At 64.9% G+C, this 18,903-nt stretch carries 18 protein-coding genes; 8 read left to right on the forward strand and 10 right to left on the reverse strand.

Going from position 1 to position 18,903, the window contains the following annotated elements:
* Window positions 1-10: 10 nt before the first annotated feature.
* From ACSQ3Q_RS02150 to ACSQ3Q_RS02170, 5 genes are all read left to right on the forward strand, one after another.
* Entirely contained in the window at window positions 11-553 is a 543-nt protein-coding gene (locus tag ACSQ3Q_RS02150; RefSeq protein WP_436132786.1) for a F0F1 ATP synthase subunit delta, read from the forward strand.
* 42 nt (window positions 554-595) lie between these two features.
* The gene (gene atpA, locus ACSQ3Q_RS02155) at window positions 596-2,149 is read left to right on the forward strand and encodes a F0F1 ATP synthase subunit alpha (protein ID WP_436132787.1); all 1,554 of its coding nucleotides are present in this window, start codon (window positions 596-598) and stop codon (window positions 2,147-2,149) included.
* Between the two features lie 18 nt (window positions 2,150-2,167).
* A complete protein-coding gene (gene atpG, locus ACSQ3Q_RS02160; RefSeq protein WP_436132788.1) occupies window positions 2,168-3,034 on the forward strand; it encodes a F0F1 ATP synthase subunit gamma in 867 nt (288 codons plus the stop codon).
* Window positions 3,035-3,069: 35 nt separating this feature from the next.
* Window positions 3,070-4,500: a F0F1 ATP synthase subunit beta gene (gene atpD / locus ACSQ3Q_RS02165; RefSeq protein WP_436132789.1), complete on the forward strand. Its 1,431-nt coding sequence runs from the start codon at window positions 3,070-3,072 to the stop codon at window positions 4,498-4,500.
* Between the two features lie 83 nt (window positions 4,501-4,583).
* Window positions 4,584-5,000, forward strand: a complete 417-nt coding sequence (locus tag ACSQ3Q_RS02170; RefSeq protein WP_409778031.1) for a F0F1 ATP synthase subunit epsilon — start codon at window positions 4,584-4,586, stop codon at window positions 4,998-5,000.
* Window positions 5,001-5,051: 51 nt separating this feature from the next.
* Here the strand turns inward: ACSQ3Q_RS02170 and ACSQ3Q_RS02175 are convergent, their stop codons facing one another.
* The 6 genes from ACSQ3Q_RS02175 to ACSQ3Q_RS02200 form a co-directional block, all read right to left on the reverse strand.
* On the reverse strand, window positions 5,052-5,891 hold the full coding sequence (locus ACSQ3Q_RS02175) for a hypothetical protein (RefSeq protein WP_436132790.1): 840 nt from the start codon (window positions 5,889-5,891) through the stop codon (window positions 5,052-5,054).
* 190 nt (window positions 5,892-6,081) lie between these two features.
* Window positions 6,082-6,375, reverse strand: coding sequence for a DUF4148 domain-containing protein (locus ACSQ3Q_RS02180; RefSeq protein ID WP_436132791.1), 294 nt, complete (start codon window positions 6,373-6,375; stop codon window positions 6,082-6,084).
* Between the two features lie 95 nt (window positions 6,376-6,470).
* On the reverse strand, window positions 6,471-6,758 hold the full coding sequence (locus tag ACSQ3Q_RS02185) for a DUF4148 domain-containing protein (RefSeq protein WP_436132792.1): 288 nt from the start codon (window positions 6,756-6,758) through the stop codon (window positions 6,471-6,473).
* A gap of 417 nt (window positions 6,759-7,175) precedes the next feature.
* Window positions 7,176-7,724 (reverse strand): TPM domain-containing protein, encoded by a 549-nt coding sequence (locus ACSQ3Q_RS02190; protein WP_436132793.1) that lies wholly within the window; start codon window positions 7,722-7,724, stop codon window positions 7,176-7,178.
* Window positions 7,724-8,686, reverse strand: coding sequence for a TPM domain-containing protein (locus ACSQ3Q_RS02195; protein ID WP_436132794.1), 963 nt, complete (start codon window positions 8,684-8,686; stop codon window positions 7,724-7,726). The genes ACSQ3Q_RS02190 and ACSQ3Q_RS02195 overlap by 1 nt, the downstream gene beginning before the upstream one ends.
* 41 nt (window positions 8,687-8,727) lie before the next feature.
* Window positions 8,728-9,327, reverse strand: coding sequence for a LemA family protein (locus ACSQ3Q_RS02200; protein WP_436136916.1), 600 nt, complete (start codon window positions 9,325-9,327; stop codon window positions 8,728-8,730).
* 219 nt (window positions 9,328-9,546) lie between these two features.
* Here ACSQ3Q_RS02200 and ACSQ3Q_RS02205 point away from each other — a divergent pair, with 219 nt between their 5' ends.
* The 3 genes from ACSQ3Q_RS02205 to ACSQ3Q_RS02215 all read left to right on the forward strand — a co-directional run bounded on the left by ACSQ3Q_RS02205 (window position 9,547) and on the right by ACSQ3Q_RS02215 (window position 11,671).
* Window positions 9,547-9,996 carry a YybH family protein gene (locus ACSQ3Q_RS02205; RefSeq protein WP_436132795.1) on the forward strand — a complete coding sequence of 150 codons (450 nt, stop codon included), beginning with the start codon at window positions 9,547-9,549 and terminating at the stop codon, window positions 9,994-9,996.
* Between the two features lie 66 nt (window positions 9,997-10,062).
* Window positions 10,063-11,112 (forward strand): YheT family hydrolase, encoded by a 1,050-nt coding sequence (locus ACSQ3Q_RS02210; protein WP_436132796.1) that lies wholly within the window; start codon window positions 10,063-10,065, stop codon window positions 11,110-11,112.
* Window positions 11,105-11,671, forward strand: coding sequence for a DUF2946 family protein (locus ACSQ3Q_RS02215; RefSeq protein WP_436132797.1), 567 nt, complete (start codon window positions 11,105-11,107; stop codon window positions 11,669-11,671). Before ACSQ3Q_RS02210 ends, ACSQ3Q_RS02215 begins: the two co-directional genes overlap by 8 nt.
* A gap of 79 nt (window positions 11,672-11,750) precedes the next feature.
* On the opposite strand, the gene ACSQ3Q_RS02220 is transcribed toward ACSQ3Q_RS02215, so the two are convergent.
* The 4 genes from ACSQ3Q_RS02220 to ACSQ3Q_RS02235 all read right to left on the reverse strand — a co-directional run bounded on the left by ACSQ3Q_RS02220 (window position 11,751) and on the right by ACSQ3Q_RS02235 (window position 18,830).
* On the reverse strand, window positions 11,751-12,611 hold the full coding sequence (locus ACSQ3Q_RS02220; protein WP_436132798.1) for a c-type cytochrome: 861 nt from the start codon (window positions 12,609-12,611) through the stop codon (window positions 11,751-11,753).
* Window positions 12,612-12,939: 328 nt separating this feature from the next.
* Window positions 12,940-14,361 carry an efflux transporter outer membrane subunit gene (locus ACSQ3Q_RS02225; protein WP_436132799.1) on the reverse strand — a complete coding sequence of 474 codons (1,422 nt, stop codon included), beginning with the start codon at window positions 14,359-14,361 and terminating at the stop codon, window positions 12,940-12,942.
* The gene (locus ACSQ3Q_RS02230; RefSeq protein ID WP_436132800.1) at window positions 14,354-17,509 is read right to left on the reverse strand and encodes an efflux RND transporter permease subunit; all 3,156 of its coding nucleotides are present in this window, start codon (window positions 17,507-17,509) and stop codon (window positions 14,354-14,356) included. The genes ACSQ3Q_RS02225 and ACSQ3Q_RS02230 overlap by 8 nt, the downstream gene beginning before the upstream one ends.
* Window positions 17,510-17,522: 13 nt before the next feature.
* On the reverse strand, window positions 17,523-18,830 hold the full coding sequence (locus ACSQ3Q_RS02235; RefSeq protein ID WP_436132801.1) for an efflux RND transporter periplasmic adaptor subunit: 1,308 nt from the start codon (window positions 18,828-18,830) through the stop codon (window positions 17,523-17,525).
* Window positions 18,831-18,903: the final 73 nt, after the last annotated feature.

Consider the following 18,903-nt stretch of genomic DNA (forward strand, 5'->3'; position numbering starts at 1 on the left):
GGGGACACACATGGCTGAACTCGCCACCATTGCCCGCCCTTACGCGGAAGCCCTGTTCAAGGCCGCTACTGCGGGTGCGGGCATGGACCTGGCCAGCACCGCTGACTGGGTCGATGAACTGGCGGCCATTGCCGCCAACCCGCAGCTGCGCCAACTGGCGGACAGCCCCAAGGTAACGGCAGACCAAGTGTTTGCTGTCGTCACGGGGGTTGCGCGTTCAGTGCTGTCCGATACGGCCAAAAACTTCCTGCGCACGGTCATCGACAACGGTCGCCTCGAGGCGCTGCCGGAAGTCGCCGCGCAGTTTCGTGCCCTCGTGAACCGCCGCAGCGGCTCTTCGGATGCCGTGGTGCACAGCGCTTTCGCGATGGATGCCACAGCACTGGCTGAGGTCGGCTCTGCGCTGGAAAAGCGCTTTGGCCGCAAGCTCAACCTCACCGTTCAGCTGGACCAATCCCTGATCGGTGGCATTCGCGTAGTGGTGGGTGACGAGGTGCTGGACACTTCGGTCAAGGCCCGTCTTGAACAAATGAAAGCGGCCCTCACCGCGTAACGCGCGGCGAGGACAGCGAACCAAAGAAAGAAGGAAAGAGTCATGCAACTCAATCCCGCAGAAATTTCTGAACTCATCAAGAGCCGCATCGAAGGTCTGGCCGCCAGCAGCGATATCCGCAATCAGGGTACCGTGGTGTCCGTGTCCGACGGTATCGTGCGCGTGCACGGCCTGTCGGACGTGATGGCAGGCGAAATGCTGGAGTTCCCCGCCACCAAGGACGGCCAGCCCTCCTACGGCCTGGCCCTGAACCTCGAGCGCGACTCCGTCGGCGCCGTGATTCTGGGTGAGTACGAACACATCTCCGAAGGCGACACCGTCAAGTGCACGGGCCGCATTCTGGAAGTGCCGGTCGGCCCCGAGCTGATCGGCCGCGTGGTGAACGCCCTGGGCCAGCCTATCGACGGCAAGGGTCCCATCAACGCCAAGCTCACCGACGTGATCGAAAAGGTCGCTCCCGGCGTGATCGCCCGTAAATCGGTGGACCAACCCCTGCAGACCGGCCTGAAGTCAATCGACTCCATGGTGCCTGTGGGCCGTGGCCAGCGCGAGCTGATCATTGGTGACCGCCAGACCGGCAAGACCGCTGTGGCCATCGACGCCATCATCGCCCAGAAGGGCCAGGGCGTGACCTGTATTTACGTTGCCATCGGTCAGAAGGCTTCGTCGATCAAGAACGTGGTGCGCGCTCTGGAACAAGCCGGTGCCATGGACTACACGATCGTGGTGGCCGCGTCGGCTTCCGAATCCGCTGCCATGCAGTACGTGTCGGCCTACTCGGGCTGCACGATGGGCGAGTACTTCCGCGACCGCGGCCAGGACGCCCTGATCGTTTATGACGACCTGTCCAAGCAGGCCGTGGCCTACCGCCAGGTATCGCTGCTGCTGCGCCGCCCACCAGGCCGCGAAGCCTATCCCGGCGACGTGTTCTATCTCCACAGCCGCCTGCTCGAGCGCGCAGCCCGCGTGAACGCCGACTACGTCGAAGCCTTCACCAAGGGTGAAGTCAAGGGCAAGACCGGTTCGCTGACCGCACTGCCCATCATCGAAACGCAAGCTGGCGACGTGTCCGCTTTCGTTCCGACCAACGTGATCTCGATCACGGACGGCCAGATCTTCTTGGAAACCAGCCTGTTCAACGCCGGTATCCGCCCCGCCATCAACGCCGGTATCTCGGTGTCGCGCGTCGGTGGTGCTGCCCAGACCAAGTTGGTGAAGAACCTGTCCGGCGGTATCCGTACCGACCTGGCCCAGTACCGTGAACTGGCTGCGTTCGCGCAGTTCGCTTCCGACCTGGACGAAGCCACCCGCAAGCAGCTGGACCGCGGTGCCCGCGTGACCGAACTGCTCAAGCAGGCACAGTACAGCCCGCTGCCCATCTCGCTGATGGGCGCCACGCTGTTCGCTGTGAACAAGGGCTTCATGGACGACATCGACGTCAAGAAGGTTCTCGACTTCGAACACGGCCTGCACCAGTTCCTGAAGACCAGCCACGCCGCACTGCTGGCCAAGCTGGAGCAGGCCAAGGCCATGGACAAGGACGCTGAAGCCGAACTGACCGCTGCTGTCGCTGCGTTCAAGAAGTCGTTCGCTTAAACCGGACGAGGAGCGATCATGGCAGCAGGCAAGGAAATACGCGGCAAGATCAAATCGGTGGAAAACACCAAGAAGATCACCAAAGCCATGGAGATGGTGGCTGCATCCAAAATGCGCAAGGCGCAGGAACGGATGCGGGCCGCCCGCCCTTACAGCGAGAAGATCCGCAACATTGCAGCCAACCTCGGTCAAGCCAACCCCGAATATGTGCACCCGTTCATGAAGGTGAACGATGCCAAGACGGCCGGCGTGATCGTGGTGACGACCGACAAGGGCCTGTGCGGTGGCATGAACACCAACGTGCTGCGCATCGTGACGGGCAAGCTGCGTGAGTTGCAGGGCGCTGGCGTGTCCACCGAGGCGGTTGCCATCGGTAACAAGGGCCTGGGTTTCCTGAACCGTGTCGGCGCCAAGGTGGTTTCGCACGTGACGGGCCTGGGCGACAAGCCCCATCTGGACAAGCTGATCGGCCCGGTCAAGGTGCTGCTCGACGCTTACGCGGAAGGCAGGATCAACGCGGTGTACCTGAGCTACACCAAGTTCATCAACACCATGAAGCAGGAATCGGTGGTGGAGCAGCTGCTCCCGCTGTCGTCTGCGCAGATGCAGGCCGAAAAGACCGAACACGGCTGGGACTACATCTATGAGCCCGATGCACAGACCGTGATCGACGATCTGCTGGTCCGCTATGTCGAGTCCCTGATCTACCAGGCCGTTGCGGAGAACATGGCGTCCGAGCAGTCGGCACGCATGGTGGCCATGAAGGCCGCCACCGACAACGCCGGCAGCGTCATTGGCGAGTTGAAGCTGGTCTACAACAAGACGCGCCAGGCAGCGATCACGAAAGAACTTTCGGAAATCGTGGCTGGCGCCGCTGCTGTGTAAACAGCTCAACCAACATCTAAATTGGAGCGAGAAAAATGGCTCAAGAGAATTCCCAAGTGAACGCAGGCGTTCAGGGCAAGATTGTTCAATGTATCGGCGCTGTGGTGGACGTGGAGTTCCCGCGCGACCAGATGCCCAAGATTTACGACGCTCTCAAGCTCGACGGTTCGACCCTGACGCTGGAAGTGCAACAGCAGCTGGGCGACGGCGTGGTCCGTACCATTGCGCTGGGTTCGTCCGACGGCCTGCGCCGCGGCATCATGGTGACCAACACCGGCAACGCCATCACCGTGCCCGTGGGCAAGGCGACGCTGGGCCGCATCATGGACGTGCTGGGTGCGCCCATCGACGAGCGCGGCCCCGTGGACCAGGCTCTGACGGCCTCCATCCACCGCAAGGCTCCTGCGTACGACGAACTGTCGCCATCGCAAGAGCTGCTGGAAACCGGCATCAAGGTGATCGACTTGGTCTGCCCGTTCGCTAAGGGTGGCAAGGTGGGCCTGTTCGGTGGTGCCGGCGTGGGCAAGACCGTCAACATGATGGAACTCATCAACAACATCGCCAAGGCCCACAGCGGTCTGTCGGTGTTCGCTGGTGTGGGCGAGCGGACCCGCGAAGGGAACGACTTCTATCACGAAATGGCCGATTCCGGCGTGGTGAATCTGGAGAAGCTCGAAGAGTCCAAGGTCGCCATGGTGTACGGCCAGATGAACGAGCCCCCAGGCAACCGTCTGCGCGTGGCGCTGACCGGCCTGACCATCGCCGAGTCCTTCCGTGACGAAGGCCGTGACGTGCTGTTCTTCGTGGACAACATCTACCGCTACACACTGGCCGGTACCGAAGTGTCTGCTCTGCTGGGCCGCATGCCTTCCGCCGTGGGCTACCAGCCTACGCTGGCCGAGGAAATGGGCCGTCTGCAAGAGCGTATTACGTCGACCAAGGTCGGCTCGATCACGTCCATCCAGGCCGTTTACGTGCCAGCCGATGACTTGACCGATCCATCGCCCGCCACGACGTTTGCCCACTTGGATTCCACCGTGGTGCTGTCGCGTGACATCGCTTCGCTGGGTATCTACCCTGCCGTGGATCCTCTGGATTCCACCAGCCGCCAGCTGGACCCGAACGTTGTGGGCGAAGACCACTACGCCACGGCCCGCGCGGTGCAAGGCACGCTGCAGCGCTACAAGGAACTGCGCGACATCATCGCGATTCTGGGTATGGACGAACTGGCTCCTGACGACAAGCTGGCCGTGGCCCGCGCGCGCAAGATCCAACGTTTCCTGTCGCAGCCTTTCCACGTGGCCGAAGTGTTCACGGGTTCGCCAGGCAAGTACGTTCCTCTGTCGGAAACCATCCGTGGTTTCAAGATGATCGTGGCCGGCGAATGCGACCACCTGCCGGAACAGGCGTTCTACATGGTCGGTACCATCGACGAAGCCTTCGAAAAGGCCAAGAAGGTGGCCTGATTGCCCGGCGGCTGAGTCGCGGTCCACCGCTGCTCAGCCATCACAAGCAATCAAGCAACCCATCCCTTTTCCTAGGAGCAATGATGAACACCATCCACGTTGATGTGGTCAGTGCCGAAGAGTCCATCTTCTCCGGTGAAGCACGTTTTGTCGCGCTGCCTGGTGAATCTGGCGAACTGGGCATCTTTCCCCGCCACACCCCGCTGATCACGCGCATCAAGCCGGGCTCGGTGCGCATCGAAATGGCCGACGGCAGCGAAGAATTCGTGTTCGTGGCCGGTGGCATTCTGGAAGTGCAACCCAACTGCGTGACCGTGCTGTCCGATACCGCCATCCGCGGCAAGGACCTGGACGACGAGAAGGCCAACGCTGCCAAGGCATCGGCCGAAGAAGCCCTCAAGAACGCCAAGAGCGAGATTGACCTGGCCCGGGCCCAGTCCGAGCTGACCGTCATGGCAGCGCAGATCGCGGCGCTTCGCAAGTTTCGCCAGAAGAAATAATCGAGTCACCCGATTCGACATCGCTCAAGAAACCCGGCTTGCCGGGTTTTTTTACGCCTGGTCGTTCGTACCCGGCCCTCCAGGCTCGACCAAGCGGATGTTCAAGCCTGCGCAGTCCACGGAAAGCACATTTCCCGTGTCGCCCGCGAGCAACTGGCGACTGGCTAGAAATCCACGAGCTTGAGCGAGTGAGCGCACGCTGAACGACAGCGACTGGATGCGCAGGTGGTCCCCAGGAACCAGTTCCAGTGAGATCTCCGGTGTGAGGGCGATGGCCTCGCCGTGCGCCGGCCCGGCGAGCGCCTCCCAGTGGCACCTGTGTTCCGCCAGGTCAGGCGTTTCCATGCGCATCGCGTTCAACCCGATCAACCCCAGCGGGCCACCTCCGCAATCTCGCAGTGCCCGCCTGTGCCGGGCTCGGCGTTGTGCGGGCGTGAGCGCCTCGTCCCACGGGTAGATCGCCGCACCGGGGTCCCATTCGCAAAAGAACACGCAGCAACTTGGTGCAGACACATCCAACAGCGCAGCATTGGTGAAGTTTGTGACCACTTCCCCTGCAGCATTCAGGGACTGGTAGGAACGCGCAGGCTGGGTAGCAATGCCAGAGGCATTGGCGCTAGCGAGCGCCAGCGACAAGGGCAGAGCGGGCTCCAAGGCGAAGCCGTGCACCAGCGGTGCCGGCGCATGGCTGGGCAGGTCCGAGTTATCGGTGGCGGCCCAGAACTCCAGATCGGTGTTGCCCACATGCACCCAGCCATAGGTCGCAAAACCTGCGCGCTGCAGCGGCCACGCAACCGGCAGCTCGAAAACGCTGCTGAAGAGATCAAACAGGGGCTCGGCTGCGGGCAGGCGCAGCATGATGTGGTCGATGGAGCGGTAGCAGGGCAGCATTCCGGCGGGTGAGCGAGTCAGCGGTCGACCATTGTCCGCCCGAAGGTGGTCAAGGAGGCGAGACACAAGCAAGCTGGAACATACCCTGCCCAACGCTTGAATCCACCCGTCCATGCAAAAGGCCGGGGCCCCCTAAGGAGCCCCGGCCTTTTTGGCTGAGTCTGCAGTGCGATCTGCAGACCCCGCGCAATTACATCGCGCTGAATTCGCCCGATGGAATCTGGCCCGTGCGCAGGGCTTCAGCAGCCTGGGCGCGTACCGCAGCGCGGTCGGCCGTGGACTTGTAAGTCACCACACGCGAACCTGCTGGCTCGATGCTGCGGGTCTGGGCCACGGTGGCGGCTTCTGCAGCCACTTCAGCCCGGGTGCGGTTGGTTTCAAACTTGGTGGCGAATTGCGAAGCATCGGCTTCGTCGGCTTGAGCGCCAAAAGAAGCGAAGGCAGCCACAGCGGCGATAGAGATGAAACGTGCGGTCTTGTTCATGGTGAAACTCCAGTGAAATTCAAATAAAAAGAAGAGGGCGGTTGTTGGTACCTAGGTACCTGCAGATACGGGGAGGCTGAATCCGTGGATTCAGATCAGCCCTGCTCACCCGAAGGAATTTGGCCGGTGCGCACAGCGTCCGCTGCCTGGGCACGCACTGCAGCGCGGTCAGCCGTGGACTTGTAAGTCACGACACGCGAACCAGCAGGCTCAATGCTGCGGGTCTGGGCCACGGTGGCAGCTTCTGCGGAAACTTCAGCACGGGTGCGGCTGGTTTCAAACTTGGTGGCGAATTGCGAAGCATCGGCTTCGTCGGCTTGGGCACCAAAAGAAGCGAAGGCAGCGACAGCGGCGATGGAGAGGAAGCGTGCAGTGTTGTTCATGATGAAGGTCCTTGAAGTTTAAAAAGCGTCTCAAAAAAACCGGAGCGGGGCAGAAAACCAGGAGTTGCCTCAGACCGGGTTCGGTGAGTCGCCTTGCGGGTTCGGCTCATCGATGGGTTGAACTGTACGCGTCGGGGGAGGGGAGAAAAACCCCCTGGTCGCAAACTAACTGTTCCAGTATTGGAAACAATGGGCGCGGAACTTAGCCGCCTTGCATGGAGTTTGTTGGTGGAAACCCCTGCAATCCAGTCGCGAATCCAGGAAAACCCTGCGGTGACTTTGGAACAGTGCGCGAAGCGTTGAGGCCCCGCTAAGCAAGGGAGCCGCGTCAATGCGCAGGGCGCTCGGTGCGTGCGCTGCTGCAACGTAGGGCAGGGGCAATTGCAGCCTCAATGCACCACAGGTGCGGCCGAAGAATCAACGCACCACAGGCGCGTCGGGCAGCTCGTTCGGATACCCCGCCGCGCCGGGCGTGCGCGGGAAGTGATCGGCCAGCCGTGCGGACACTGCTTCCACAGCCCCGGCCAAGCCTTCCTCGTACTGCGATTGGCGGAAGCTCGAGGACATCTGCGCGATGACATCGCGCCATTCGTCGGCGGCCACACGGTGCGCGAGCCCCCGGTCGGCCACGATTTCGATGGCGTGCTCGGGCATCAGCAGGTAGATGAGCACGCCGTTGTTGTGCTCGGTGTCCCACACCCGGTACTTGCTGAACAGCATGATGGCGCGCTCGCGGGCGCTGGCGTGGCGCCGCAGGTAGCTCCAGGGCAGGCTGGCTTCGGCGACGATGCGGATCTGGCCCGTGTGCTGCAGCTCGCTGGCGGCCACCCGCAGGCCCAGGCGCTCCAGGGTGTCGCCGGGCAGCGCGCGGCGCGACTGCGATTCGCTCCAGCGATGGCGCACCAGGCGCCACAGGGCGCTGGGCAGACCGGCAAAGGACGATGTTGTGGTTTCCACTCGGTCCATTACCAGTCTCCTGACGCGCCGCCGCCGCCAAAATCCCCGCCGCCACCCGAACTGAATCCGCCGCCCCCACCGCCGCCGCTGCCGCCCCCCCAGCCGCCGCCTCCGCCCCAACCCCCGACCACGCCGCCACGGCGTGCGCGCTGGCGGGTGCTGGTACTGCCGCCTCCGCCCCCGCCGCCAAAGATCCAGGTGTAGAGCAGTGCGATCAACCCCGCGCCGCCCGCCGCCAGCAGGCTGGTGGTGACTACAAAAGCCAGGATGCCCACGCCCCCGCCCAGCAGCAAGCCACCCCACCAACCGCCAAAAATGCTGCGGGCAATGGGGCCGGCCACCATCACGCCGAAGAACAGGAAGATCGCCAGGTCCGTCCAGTCGAAGCCGTTGCCGGTGCTTTCGCTGGAGGCCGCGCCATCAATCGTGCCCAGCTCGCCCGTGGCGTCAGCGGGTGCGGGCAATGTGGTCTCGCCCGCAATGCGCGCGGCCAATTGGGTGACCGCAGCGCTGAGGCCGCCGGCGTAATCGCCTTGCTGAAACCGCGGCTTCATCGCGCTGTCGATGATCCGCGCGGCGGCGATGTCCGGGATCGCGCCCTCCAGCGTTTTGGCGACTTCGATGCGCATCTTGCGGTCGTTCTTGGCCACGATCACCAGCACGCCATCGCCCACGTCCCGGCGGCCGATCTTCCACTGGTTGCCCACGCGGTTGGCGTAGGCCGCAATGTCTTCGGGCGCGGTGGACGCCACCATCAGCACCACCACCTGCGCGCCGCGGGTGCGCTCCAGCGTTTGCAGCTGTGCCTCCAGCGCTTGGGTGTCGGTAGCGCTCAGGGTGCCGGTCTGGTCGATGACGGCACGGGTGAGGGCAGGGATGCTCTGCAAGCCGCCCGTGCCCTGCGCCCATGCGGATGCAAATGCTATTAAAACAATAGCTACAAACGCTTGTTTAATAAGCGCTAGGGGCATTTTTTGCATCAAATCGACCCACCTTGCGTACAGCGCCGAGATCAGGGCTTGGGCTTGGAGGCCGAGAAGTCCACTGCCGGCGGGGTGGAAATTTGTGCCTCGTTGGCTACGGCGAAGCTGGGCTTGGGCTCATAGCTGAAGACCATGGCCGTGAGGTTGGTCGGAAAGCTGCGCGCCAACACGTTGTATTCCTGAACGGTCTGGATGAAGCGGTTGCGCGCCACCGTGATGCGGTTTTCGGTGCCTTCCAGCGTCACGCGCAGGTCGCGGAATCCCTGGTTGGCCTGCAGCGTGGGGTAGCGCTCCGACACCACCATCAAGCGCGACAGTGCACCCGACAGCTCGCCCTGCGCCTGTTGGAACTTGCTGAATGCCTCGGGGTTGTTCAGCGTCTCGGGCGTGACCTGGATGGACGTGGCCTTGGCGCGCGCCTCGATCACGCGGGTGAGCGTTTCCTGCTCGAAGTTCGCCTCGCCCTTGACCGTGGCAACGATGTTGGGCACCAGGTCGGCGCGGCGCTGGTACTGGTTGAGCACCTCGCTCCAGGCGGCCTTGGACTGCTCGTCCAACCGCTGAAAGTCGTTGTAGCCGCAGCCGGTGAGAGCGAGCACGGCAGCCAGAAGGGCAAGAAGGCGTTGGATCATGGTGGTGTGGCCAAAGAGGGGGCGTGGGCAAAAAAGGTCGGGCTGCCAATGTGCCAGAAAGCGACAGCACGGCAAATTCTGCAACAACTGCCGGGTGCGGGCGCCGGTTACCGGGCGGCTGGCATGGCTTAGGGGGAAGGCCGCACAATAGCAGCCTGTTCGGGCCGGCCGCCCCGCCGCCCCGTCTGCCTACCACCCCCATCCACGCTTTCCACCATGCCCCGTGCCCGCTCCCATGTCGCCACCCTCGGAGGTTCGTCTGACGACATCGAAGCCAAGTTCTACGAAGCGCTGCAGCGTGGCGACATTGATCTGTTGATGTCGTGCTGGGCCGATGAGGATGAGATTGTCTGCGTGCACCCCGGCGGCCCCCGGCTGCTGGGCGCGGGGGCCATCCGCGCAGCGTTTGAAGGCATGTTTTCTAACGGCACCGTGCGCGCCCGGCCGGTGCAGGTGCACCGCGTGGTGGCGCTGACCAGCGCCGTGCACAGCGTGGTCGAGCAGGTGGAGGTGATGCTGCCCGACGGTCTGCACCAGGCCGTGGTACTGGCCACCAATGTTTATCACAAGACCCCCGAGGGCTGGCGCATGGTGGCGCACCATGCCAGCCCGGGCTCCGCGCCAGACACCCAGGTGGTGGACGCGCAGCGGCCGGTGCTCCACTGAGCGAGCCCCATGCCGGTTATTAAGCCTTTTTGCCGTCTGGCGCTTATCTCATAAGCGCTATTAGCTATGAAATATATAGCGCCACGCTGGTTGCCCGGTGGACACCTTCAGACCATCTGGCCCGCACTGTACTCACGCCGCGGGTTCGGCCCCCCACCTGAATACCGCCGCGAGCGCTGGGACACGCCCGACGGCGATTTTGTGGACGTGGATTTTCTGGCCAATGCGGGCGTGGCCGCGCAGCCTGCCGCCGATACGCGCCCGCTGCTCGTCGTCTTCCATGGGCTGGAGGGTTCATCCCGCAGCCACTATTGCGAAGCGTTCGCTGACTTCGCGCGCGAGCGCGGCTGGGCGTGCGCGCTGCCGCATTTCAGGGGCTGCAGCGGTGAGATCAACCGCGCGCCGCGGGCCTACCACTCGGGCGACCACGCCGAGATCGGATGGATGCTGCAGCGCCTGCGTGCCGCCCATGCCGGGCCGATCATGGCAGTGGGCGTTTCGCTGGGCGGCAATGCACTTTTGCGCTGGGCGGCCGAAGTGGGCGAAGACGCTGCGCAGAGCGTGGGTGCGGTGGCCGCCGTGTGCTCGCCCGTCGACTTGGCCGCGGGCGGGCACGCCATCGGCAGCGGTTTCAACCGGCAGGTCTACACACGGATGTTCATGCGCTCGCTGGTGCCCAAGGCGCTGCAAAAGCTCGCACAGCACCCGGGGCTGTTCGACCGCCAGGCGCTGCTGGCCGCGCGCGACCTGTACGCCTTCGACAACATTTTCACGGCGCCCCTGCACGGCTTTCGCAACACCGAGGACTACTGGCTGCGCGCGTCGGCCAAGCCGCTACTGCACCGCATCCGCGTGCCGGCGCTGGTGGTCAATGCACGCAACGACCCCTTTGTTCCGGCCGCAAGCCTGCCGCTGCCCCACGAGGTGGGCAGCAGCGGGCACGTGACGCTGTGGCAGCCACCCCACGGTGGCCATGTCGGCTTTGCACGCGGCCGCCTGCCCGGACACGTGCGCGCCATGCCCGACGCCGTGGGTGGCTGGCTGGCCGAGCACGCGGGTGCCAACGGCGCCCCAGGTAGCGCGCGGCAGCAGGGCGCACAATCACCGCATGGATGACATCGTCAAACAGGCGCTGGCCAAATGGCCCAACGTTCCCGACTGCTACGGCTGGCTGGGCCTGGACGCGCGGGGCCGGTGGTACCTGCGCGACGACGCGGTGCAAGTGGCGGGGCCGTTTCCGCAAAACAAGGGCTCGCTGCTGCAGCACGAAAAGCTGCTCGATTTCATCGCGCGCAATTACGAGTGCGACGCCGAGGGGCGGTGGTTTTTCCAGAACGGGCCGCAGCGGGTGTATGTAGAGCTGGAAACGACGCCTCTAGTCTGGCGTATTCAACCTGACTTTTCGGTCGCCTCGCACACCGGGCGCGAAGCCGCGGTCACGGACTGCCTGATAGACGGGGAGGGGCGCTTGTACCTGGTGTCTGCGCAGGGTCTGGGCCTGGTGCACACCCTCGACGTGTTGCTGGCCGCAGAAGCCGTCGAAGCGGGGCGCTGGTCACCGCGGGAGGTGCAGGCCGCGGAACTCCCCGCCCGCTACGGGTTCATCATGAGCCCGCAGCGCCACTGGGAGGCGCAGGGCAAGCCCAAATCGTCCACGGGTTCAAAGCCGCAATAAAAAAGCCGGTCGAAAGACCGGCATTTTTATGGAGCCTGTGCACCGCGCCAAGTAAGCGCCTTGCGCAGGAACGACAGAGTTACTTGACAGCGGCCATCATGAATTCGACGGCAGCGCGCAGGTCAGCATCAGAGGCCTGCGCAGCACCGCCACGGGGAGGCATCGCGCCCTTGCCCTTGACCACGCTGGCATGCAGCGCGTCGAGGCCGGCGGGCAGGCGGGCCGACCAGGCGGCCTTGTCGCCAAACTTGGGGGCACCGGCTACACCCGCTGAGTGGCAGACCTGGCACGCTTGCTTGTACAGGGCTTCGCCAGCACCGGCAGCAGCGGCGGTGGCAACCACCGGGGCGGCGGGGGCTGCGGCCTCTGGCGCGGCGGCTGCAGGTGCCGCAGCTGCAGTGGGGGCGGCTGCCGGAGCTGCTGCCTCAGCGGCGGCTGGCGCCGCAGGGGCTGCGGGTTCGGCAAACTTTGCGCCAGCGGAATTGGCCATGTAGGCGACGGCACGGGCGATTTCCGTGTCGTTGAAGTCGCCGCCACCCTGGGGGGCCATCGCGCCCTTGCCCTTCAGGGCGGATTGCACCAGCGCATCAAAGCCGGTCTTGATGCGGGCCGACCAGGCAGCGGCATCGGCCAGCTTGGGAGCGCCCGCGGCGCCGGTGGCATGGCAGGCTGCGCACTGGCCCTTGAATACTGCTTCACCGGTCGCCAACGGGCGGTTGGCGTCTCGGATTTCCACGAGGCCCACCTTCTGGATGCGCTCGGCAATGGCCTTTTCAGGGTTGGCGGCACCAGGAGCGGGTTTGTTGCCCGATGTGACGTACATCACCAGGCCAATGATGGCAAAGATCGGAACCACAAACGAGAAAAAACTCGCCAGCAGCAGTTGCTTGGGGCTCTTGATCGGGCCGGTGTGCGCTTCTTCGTGGTGGTTGTCGCTCATGACTTCCTCTGGTGTATCGGGGGGCTTTGATCAAATCAACCCTCAATTATATCTGTGCCCTTGGGACCTAGGGATGGCTCGCATGACCCTGGCGGGGCTGTGATAGTGCGGATTGGGTGGGGTTAGAAGACACCTTTTTGCAGCCCATAGCCGGCTATTGGCAAAAAAAGCAACGCAGTGGTACTGCCGAGGCCGCGCTGTCACGGACCGCAGGGGGTTATGCAGGCCATCCCCAGGCCCTCCGGCCCAGTGCGTACCCCCCCAAGCCACAGGGCCCCGCGCAGCCCTGCCCGGTCACAGCCAGTAGCGCACTGGCCGCGCGCTGTCGTCAGGAGCGTACGTCGGCGGGGGCGGGCGCCCCGCCGCCCAGTGCCTTGTACAGCGTGACCTGGTTTTGCAGCTGCGCCAGCCGCACCTGGACCACGGCCTGCTGGGTGGCAAACAGCGAGCGTTGTGCATCCAGCAGGTCGAGGTAGCTCGACACGCCGTTGCGATAGCGCAAATCGGCCAATTGCAGACGCGCGCTTTCAGCTTCTGCTTGCCGTTGCTGGGCCAGCGCCTGTTCGCCCAGCGTGGCCTGCCCGGCCAAAGCGTCCGACACCTCGCGGAAGGCGGTCTGGATGGTCTTCTCGTATTGGGCAATGGCGATGCCCCGCCCGGCGCGTGCGCTCTCCAGGTTGGCCTGGTTGCGGCCCGCATCAAAGATCGGCAGCAGCAGCGACGGCGCGATCGAGAAGCCCCATGAGCCGCTCTTGAACAACCCTGACAGCTCGTTGCTGGCGGTGCCCGCCTGCGCCGTGAGGGCAATGCGCGGGAAGAACGCCGCCCGCGCCGCGCCGATGTTGGCGTTGGCCGCGATCAGTTGCTGCTCGGCCTGGCGGATGTCCGGGCGACGCGTGAGCAGCTCGGACGGCAGACCGGCCGGCAACTGCGCCATCGCCGGCGCGTTGGCCAGCCGGCTGCCCGCCAGACTGGCGCGCACGTCGTCCGGCAGGGCCTGGCCCAGCAGCAGGGCCAGGGCGTTTTCGTCCAGCGCACGCTGGCGCTGCTGTTGTGCCAGCGTGGCGCGGGCGGCCTGCGTCAGCGATTCGGCCTGGCGGAAGTCCAGCTCCGAGGTGACGCCTGCATCGAGCCGCATCTTGGTCAGGCGCACCGATTCTTCGCGCGAGGCGAGGGTCTGGCGCGACAGCTCCAGCAGCTCTTCGTCGGCCAGCAGGTTCAGCCAGCCGTTGGCCACGGCAGCCACCAGGCTCACCTGCGCGGCATTGCGGCCTTCTTCGGTGGCCAGGTACTGCGCCAGCGCCTGTTCCTTCAGGCTCGCGATGCGGCCGAAGAAGTCGATCTCCCAGGACGAGATGGCCAGGCCGACGCTGAATGAGTTGGTCAGGTCGCCGGTGCCTGCGGCGGGTGCGCGGCTTGCATTGGCGGCCAGCCCCACGCCCGGGTACTGGTCGGCACGGCGCACCTGGTACGTGGTGCGGGCCTGCTCGATGTTGAGCACCGCCACGCGCAGGTCGCGGTTGTTGGCCAGCGCTGCTTCGATGAGTTGGCGCAGCCGGGGCTCGGCAAAGTAGTCCTGCCACGGGGCGGCGGCCGTGCCTTGCGCGCTGGCGGTGGTGGTGTCTGCGCCGAGCGTCGTGTACGCCGACGGCACGGGTGCCGCGGGGCGCTCGTAGGTCGGGATGAACGAGCAGCCGGCCAGCAGCGCAGCCGCGGCCAGGGCGGTGAGGGTGCTGCGGTGATTAGTCATGGGTTCCAACTCCTGCTTCTTCTGCATGGCGGCGGTTCATTTCCTGCTGGCGCGCGCTGCCCTTGAACAGGCTGCGCACCACGACGAAGAACACGGGCACGAAGAACACGGCCAGTGCCGTGCCGGTGATCATGCCGCCGATCACGCCGGTGCCGATGGCGCGCTGGCTGGCAGAGCCTGCGCCCGTTGCGATGAACAGCGGCACCACGCCCAGGCCGAACGCCAGCGATGTCATCACGATGGGGCGGAACCGCAGGTGCGCGGCCTCCAGCGCGGACTCGACCAGCCCCTTGCCCTGGGCGTGCAGGTCCTTGGCAAATTCGATGATCAAGATCGCGTTCTTCGCAGACAGGCCAATGATGGTGATCAGGCCCACCTGGAAGTACACGTCGTTGGCATACCCGCGCAGCAGCGTGGCCAGCAGCACGCCCAGCACACCGAGCGGCACCACCAGGATCACGGCCAGCGGGATGGTCCAGCTCTCATACAGCGCGGCCAGGCACAGGAACACCGCCAGCACGGCAAAGCCGTACAGGATGATCGCTTGCGAGCCGGCCTGCTTTTCTTCGCGCGACGTGCCCGTCCACTCGAAGCCGAAGCCCGGCGGCAGCTGCGCTGCAAGCTTTTCCATCTCGGCCAGTGCCGCACCGCTGCTGTAGCCCCGGGCAGGTTCGCCGCTGATGCGCATGGCGGGATAGCCGTTGTAGCGCACCGTCTGCTGCGCGCCCTTGACCCACTTGGTGGAGGCAAAGGCCGACAGCGGCACGGGCTGGCCCTGTGCGTTGGTCGCGTTCAGGCGCAGCAGGTCGTCGGGCTGCATGCGGCCTGGCGCGTCGGACTGCACCACCACGCGCTGCAAACGGCCCTTGTTGGGGAAGTCGTTCACGTAGCTCGAGCCCAGTGCGGTGGAGATGGCGCTGTTGATGGCGTCAAAGCCCACACCCAGGGCCTGCGCCTTGTCGCGGTCGATGTCGATCTGCAGCTGTGGAGCATCTTCCAGTCCATCGGGGCGCAGGCCCGTCAGCACCTTGCTCTGCATGGCCATGCCCAGCATCTGGTTGCGGGCGTTGACCAGCGCGTCGTGACCCAGGCCCGCGCGGTCCTGCAGGCGGAACGAGAAGCCGCTGCCGGTACCCAGTTCGGGAATGGCCGGGGGGCTCAGTGGGAAGATGAACGCGTCGCGCACGGTAGACAGCGCGCCAAACGCGCGGCCCGCCAGGGCGCTGGCGGATTGGCCGGCATCCTTGCGCTCGTCCCAGTCCTTGAGCGTCACGAAGGCAATGCCTGCGTTCTGCCCCTGGCCCGAGAACGAGAAGCCCAACACGCCCACCATGCTCTGCACTTCGGGCTGCTTGAGCATGAAGCTTTCGACCTGCTTCATCGCATCGAGCGTGCGCTCTTGCGTGGCGCCAGGGGGCAGTTGCACGTTTACCAGGATGTTGCCCTGGTCTTCCTGCGGCAGGAACGCCGTGGGGATGCGCGTGTACACCACGCCCACCACGAGCAGGATGGCGCCGTAGATGACGAGGTAACGCGCCGCTTTGCGCAGGATGCGCGACACCAGGCCCTCATAGCCCTTGGCGGTGCGTGTGAACACGCGGTTGAACCAGCCGAAGAAGCCGCGCTTGTCGTGGTGGTGCCCCGCCTCGACCGGCTTGAGTAGGGTGGCGCACAGCGCCGGCGTGAGCGACAGCGCCATGAAGGCCGAGAAGGCGATCGACGCGACCATCACGGCTGAGAACTGGCGGTAGATGTTGCCTGTGGAACCCGAGAAGAAGGCCAGCGGGACAAATACCGAGATCAGCACCACGGTCACGCCAATGATGGCGCCCGAGATCTGGCGCATGGCCTTGCGCGTGGCCTCCAGAGGGGAAAGCCCTTCCTCGCTCATGATGCGCTCGACGTTCTCCACCACCACGATGGCATCGTCCACCACGATACCGATCACCAGCACCATGCCGAACATGGTCAGCACGTTGATCGAGAAGCCCAGGGCCAGCAAAGTGCCGAATGTGCCCAGCAGGGCAATCGGCACCACGATGGTCGGGATGATGGTGTAACGCCAGTTCTGCAGGAACAGGAACATCACCAGGAACACCAGGACCACGGCCTCGACCAGGGTCTCGGCCACTTGCGAGATCGAGATCTTCACAAAGCGCGAACTGTCGTACGGGATGGAATACTTCACGCCTTCAGGGAAGAACTTCTGCAGCTCGTCCATCTTCTCGCGCACCAGGCGCGCCGACTCCAGCGCATTGCCGCTGGGCGACAGCTGCACACCCAGGCCCACGGCGGGCGCGCCGTTCAGGCGCGCGGAGGTGGCGTAGCTCTGGCCACCCAGTTCGAGGCGTGCCACGTCTTTGAGGCGCACCGACGAGCCGTCGGTATTGGCGCGCAGCACGACGTTGCCGAACTGCTCCACGCTGGACAGCTGGCCTTTGACCACGACCGTGGCGGCAATGCCCTGGCCGGTGATGTTGGGCAAGTCGCCCATCACACCGGCGGACACCTGCGCGTTCTGTGCGCGGATGGCCGCTGTCACATCGGCTGCAGACAGGTTGAAGCCGCGCAGCTTGTCCGGGTCGATCCAGACACGCATCGCGTTTTCGCTGCCGAACAGCTGCACCTGGCCGATGCCCTTGACGCGCTGCAGCTCAGGCTGCAGGTTGCGGGCGGCGTAGTCGCCCAATTCCACCGGGGTGTACTTGGGGTTGTCGGAGGCCAGCATGGCAAACAGCAAAAAGTTGCTGCGGGCCTTGTCGACGCGCACGCCCTGCTGCGTCACGACGGACGGCAGGCGCGGCGTGGCGCGCGACAGGCGGTTCTGAACATCCACCTGGGCAAGGTCCGAATTGGTGCCAGGCTGGAAGCTCAGCGTGATGCTGCCGGAGCCATCGGCCTGGGCCACGGATTCCATGTAGAGCAGGCCCGGCGAGCCGTTCATTTCGCGTTCGATGACCGACAGTACGCTGTCCTCAAGTGTCTGGGCGGAGGCGCCTGGGTAGGCGGTGTTGATCACAATCGATGGCGGTGCCACCGGTGGATACTGGGCGATTGGCAACTGCGTGATGGCGACGCCGCCCATCACCATGATGAACAGCGCAATCACCCACGCGAAGATGGGGCGGTCGATAAAGAATTTGGCCATGCTGGGCTGCCTTTTATGGCTTGGAAGCCGCGGCGGATTCGCCTGGCTCAGCCGGTGCGGCTGGCGCCGGCGGAGTCGCGGCTGAGGCGCCTGGCTGTGCGGGCGCGGCGCCCGGCGCTTGCCACGGCACGGGCTTCACTGGCGTCCCGGGCGGCAGCATCTGCAGCTTCTGGAAGCCGTCCACCATGACCTTCTCGCCAGCCTTCAGGCCGTCGAGCACCACCCAGCGGTTGTTCTGTGCGGCGCTGATCTTGATGGTGCGCTGCGAAATCTTGCCGTCATCGGACACCACGCTGATGGTGTCGCCCTGCTGGGTGCGCGTGACCGCCTGCTGGGGCAGTGTGATGGCGTTGGTAGCTTGGGCCTGCTCAATGCGCACGCGCAAGTACAGGCCTGGCAGGAGTTCGCCCTTGGGGTTGGGCACTTCAGCGCGCAGTGTGACTTGGCCGGTGGTGGAGTCCACCGACAGATCGGTGAACAGCAGTTTGCCCGGCTGCGCGTATTCGGTGCCGTCGCTGAGCACCAGCTTGACGCTGGCAGCCTCTCCATTGGCGGCGCGCTTGAGCTGCCCCTTTTCCATGGCGCGGCGCAGCTGGAACACATCACTGGCCGATTGCGTGAAGTTCACATACACCGGGTCGATCTGCTGGACCACGGCCAGGGCCGTGGCCTCGCCCTGGCCCACCAGCGCGCCTTCAGTGACCAGCGCGCGGCCAATGCGACCAGAAATGGGGGAGGTCACGCTGGCGTAGCCCAGGTTGATCTCTGCGGTGCGCACAGTGGCCCGGCCGACCGCCACATCGGCCTGCGCTTGCTTCTCGGCCGCTTCGGCGTTGACAAAATCCTGTTTGCTGATGGCGTTGGCGCTTACCAGCGGGCGATAGCGTTCGACTTGGGCGCTGGCCTGCGCGAGGTTGGCCTGAGCCTTCGCCAGGCTGGCGCGCGCGCTTTCGGTCGCTGCAGCGTAGGGAGCGGCGTCTATGCGAAACAGCGGCTGCCCAGCCTTCACGTCGCTGCCTTCCTTGAACAGGCGCTGCTGCAGGATGCCGGCGGCCCGTGCGCGCACCTGAGCAATCCGCGAGGCCTCTACACGTCCTGGCAGTTCGGTGACCAACCCCACATCTCCGGGTGTAGCCGTGACCACGCCGACCTCTGGGGGTGGCATCTGCGGCGGTGCGCCGCCTCCCGCCTTGCCCTCGGGCTTGCCGCACGCTGCGAGCAGGATCGCCGCTGCGCTCACGGCCACGAAAGCGCGGGTTCGTCGGGACGTAAGGGGGTGGAGCGATGGGGAAGTAGCGGATGGGTCACGCAGTATGGGCATGAGAGTCCTTCTGATTTGCATCAAGGATTGGTTGTAGGGGTACCTGAGGGAGGGCGTGTCGCCGCCAGCATAG

Source organism: Acidovorax sp. LjRoot129 (genome assembly GCF_964253765.1).
Classification (GTDB): domain Bacteria; phylum Pseudomonadota; class Gammaproteobacteria; order Burkholderiales; family Burkholderiaceae_C; genus Acidovorax.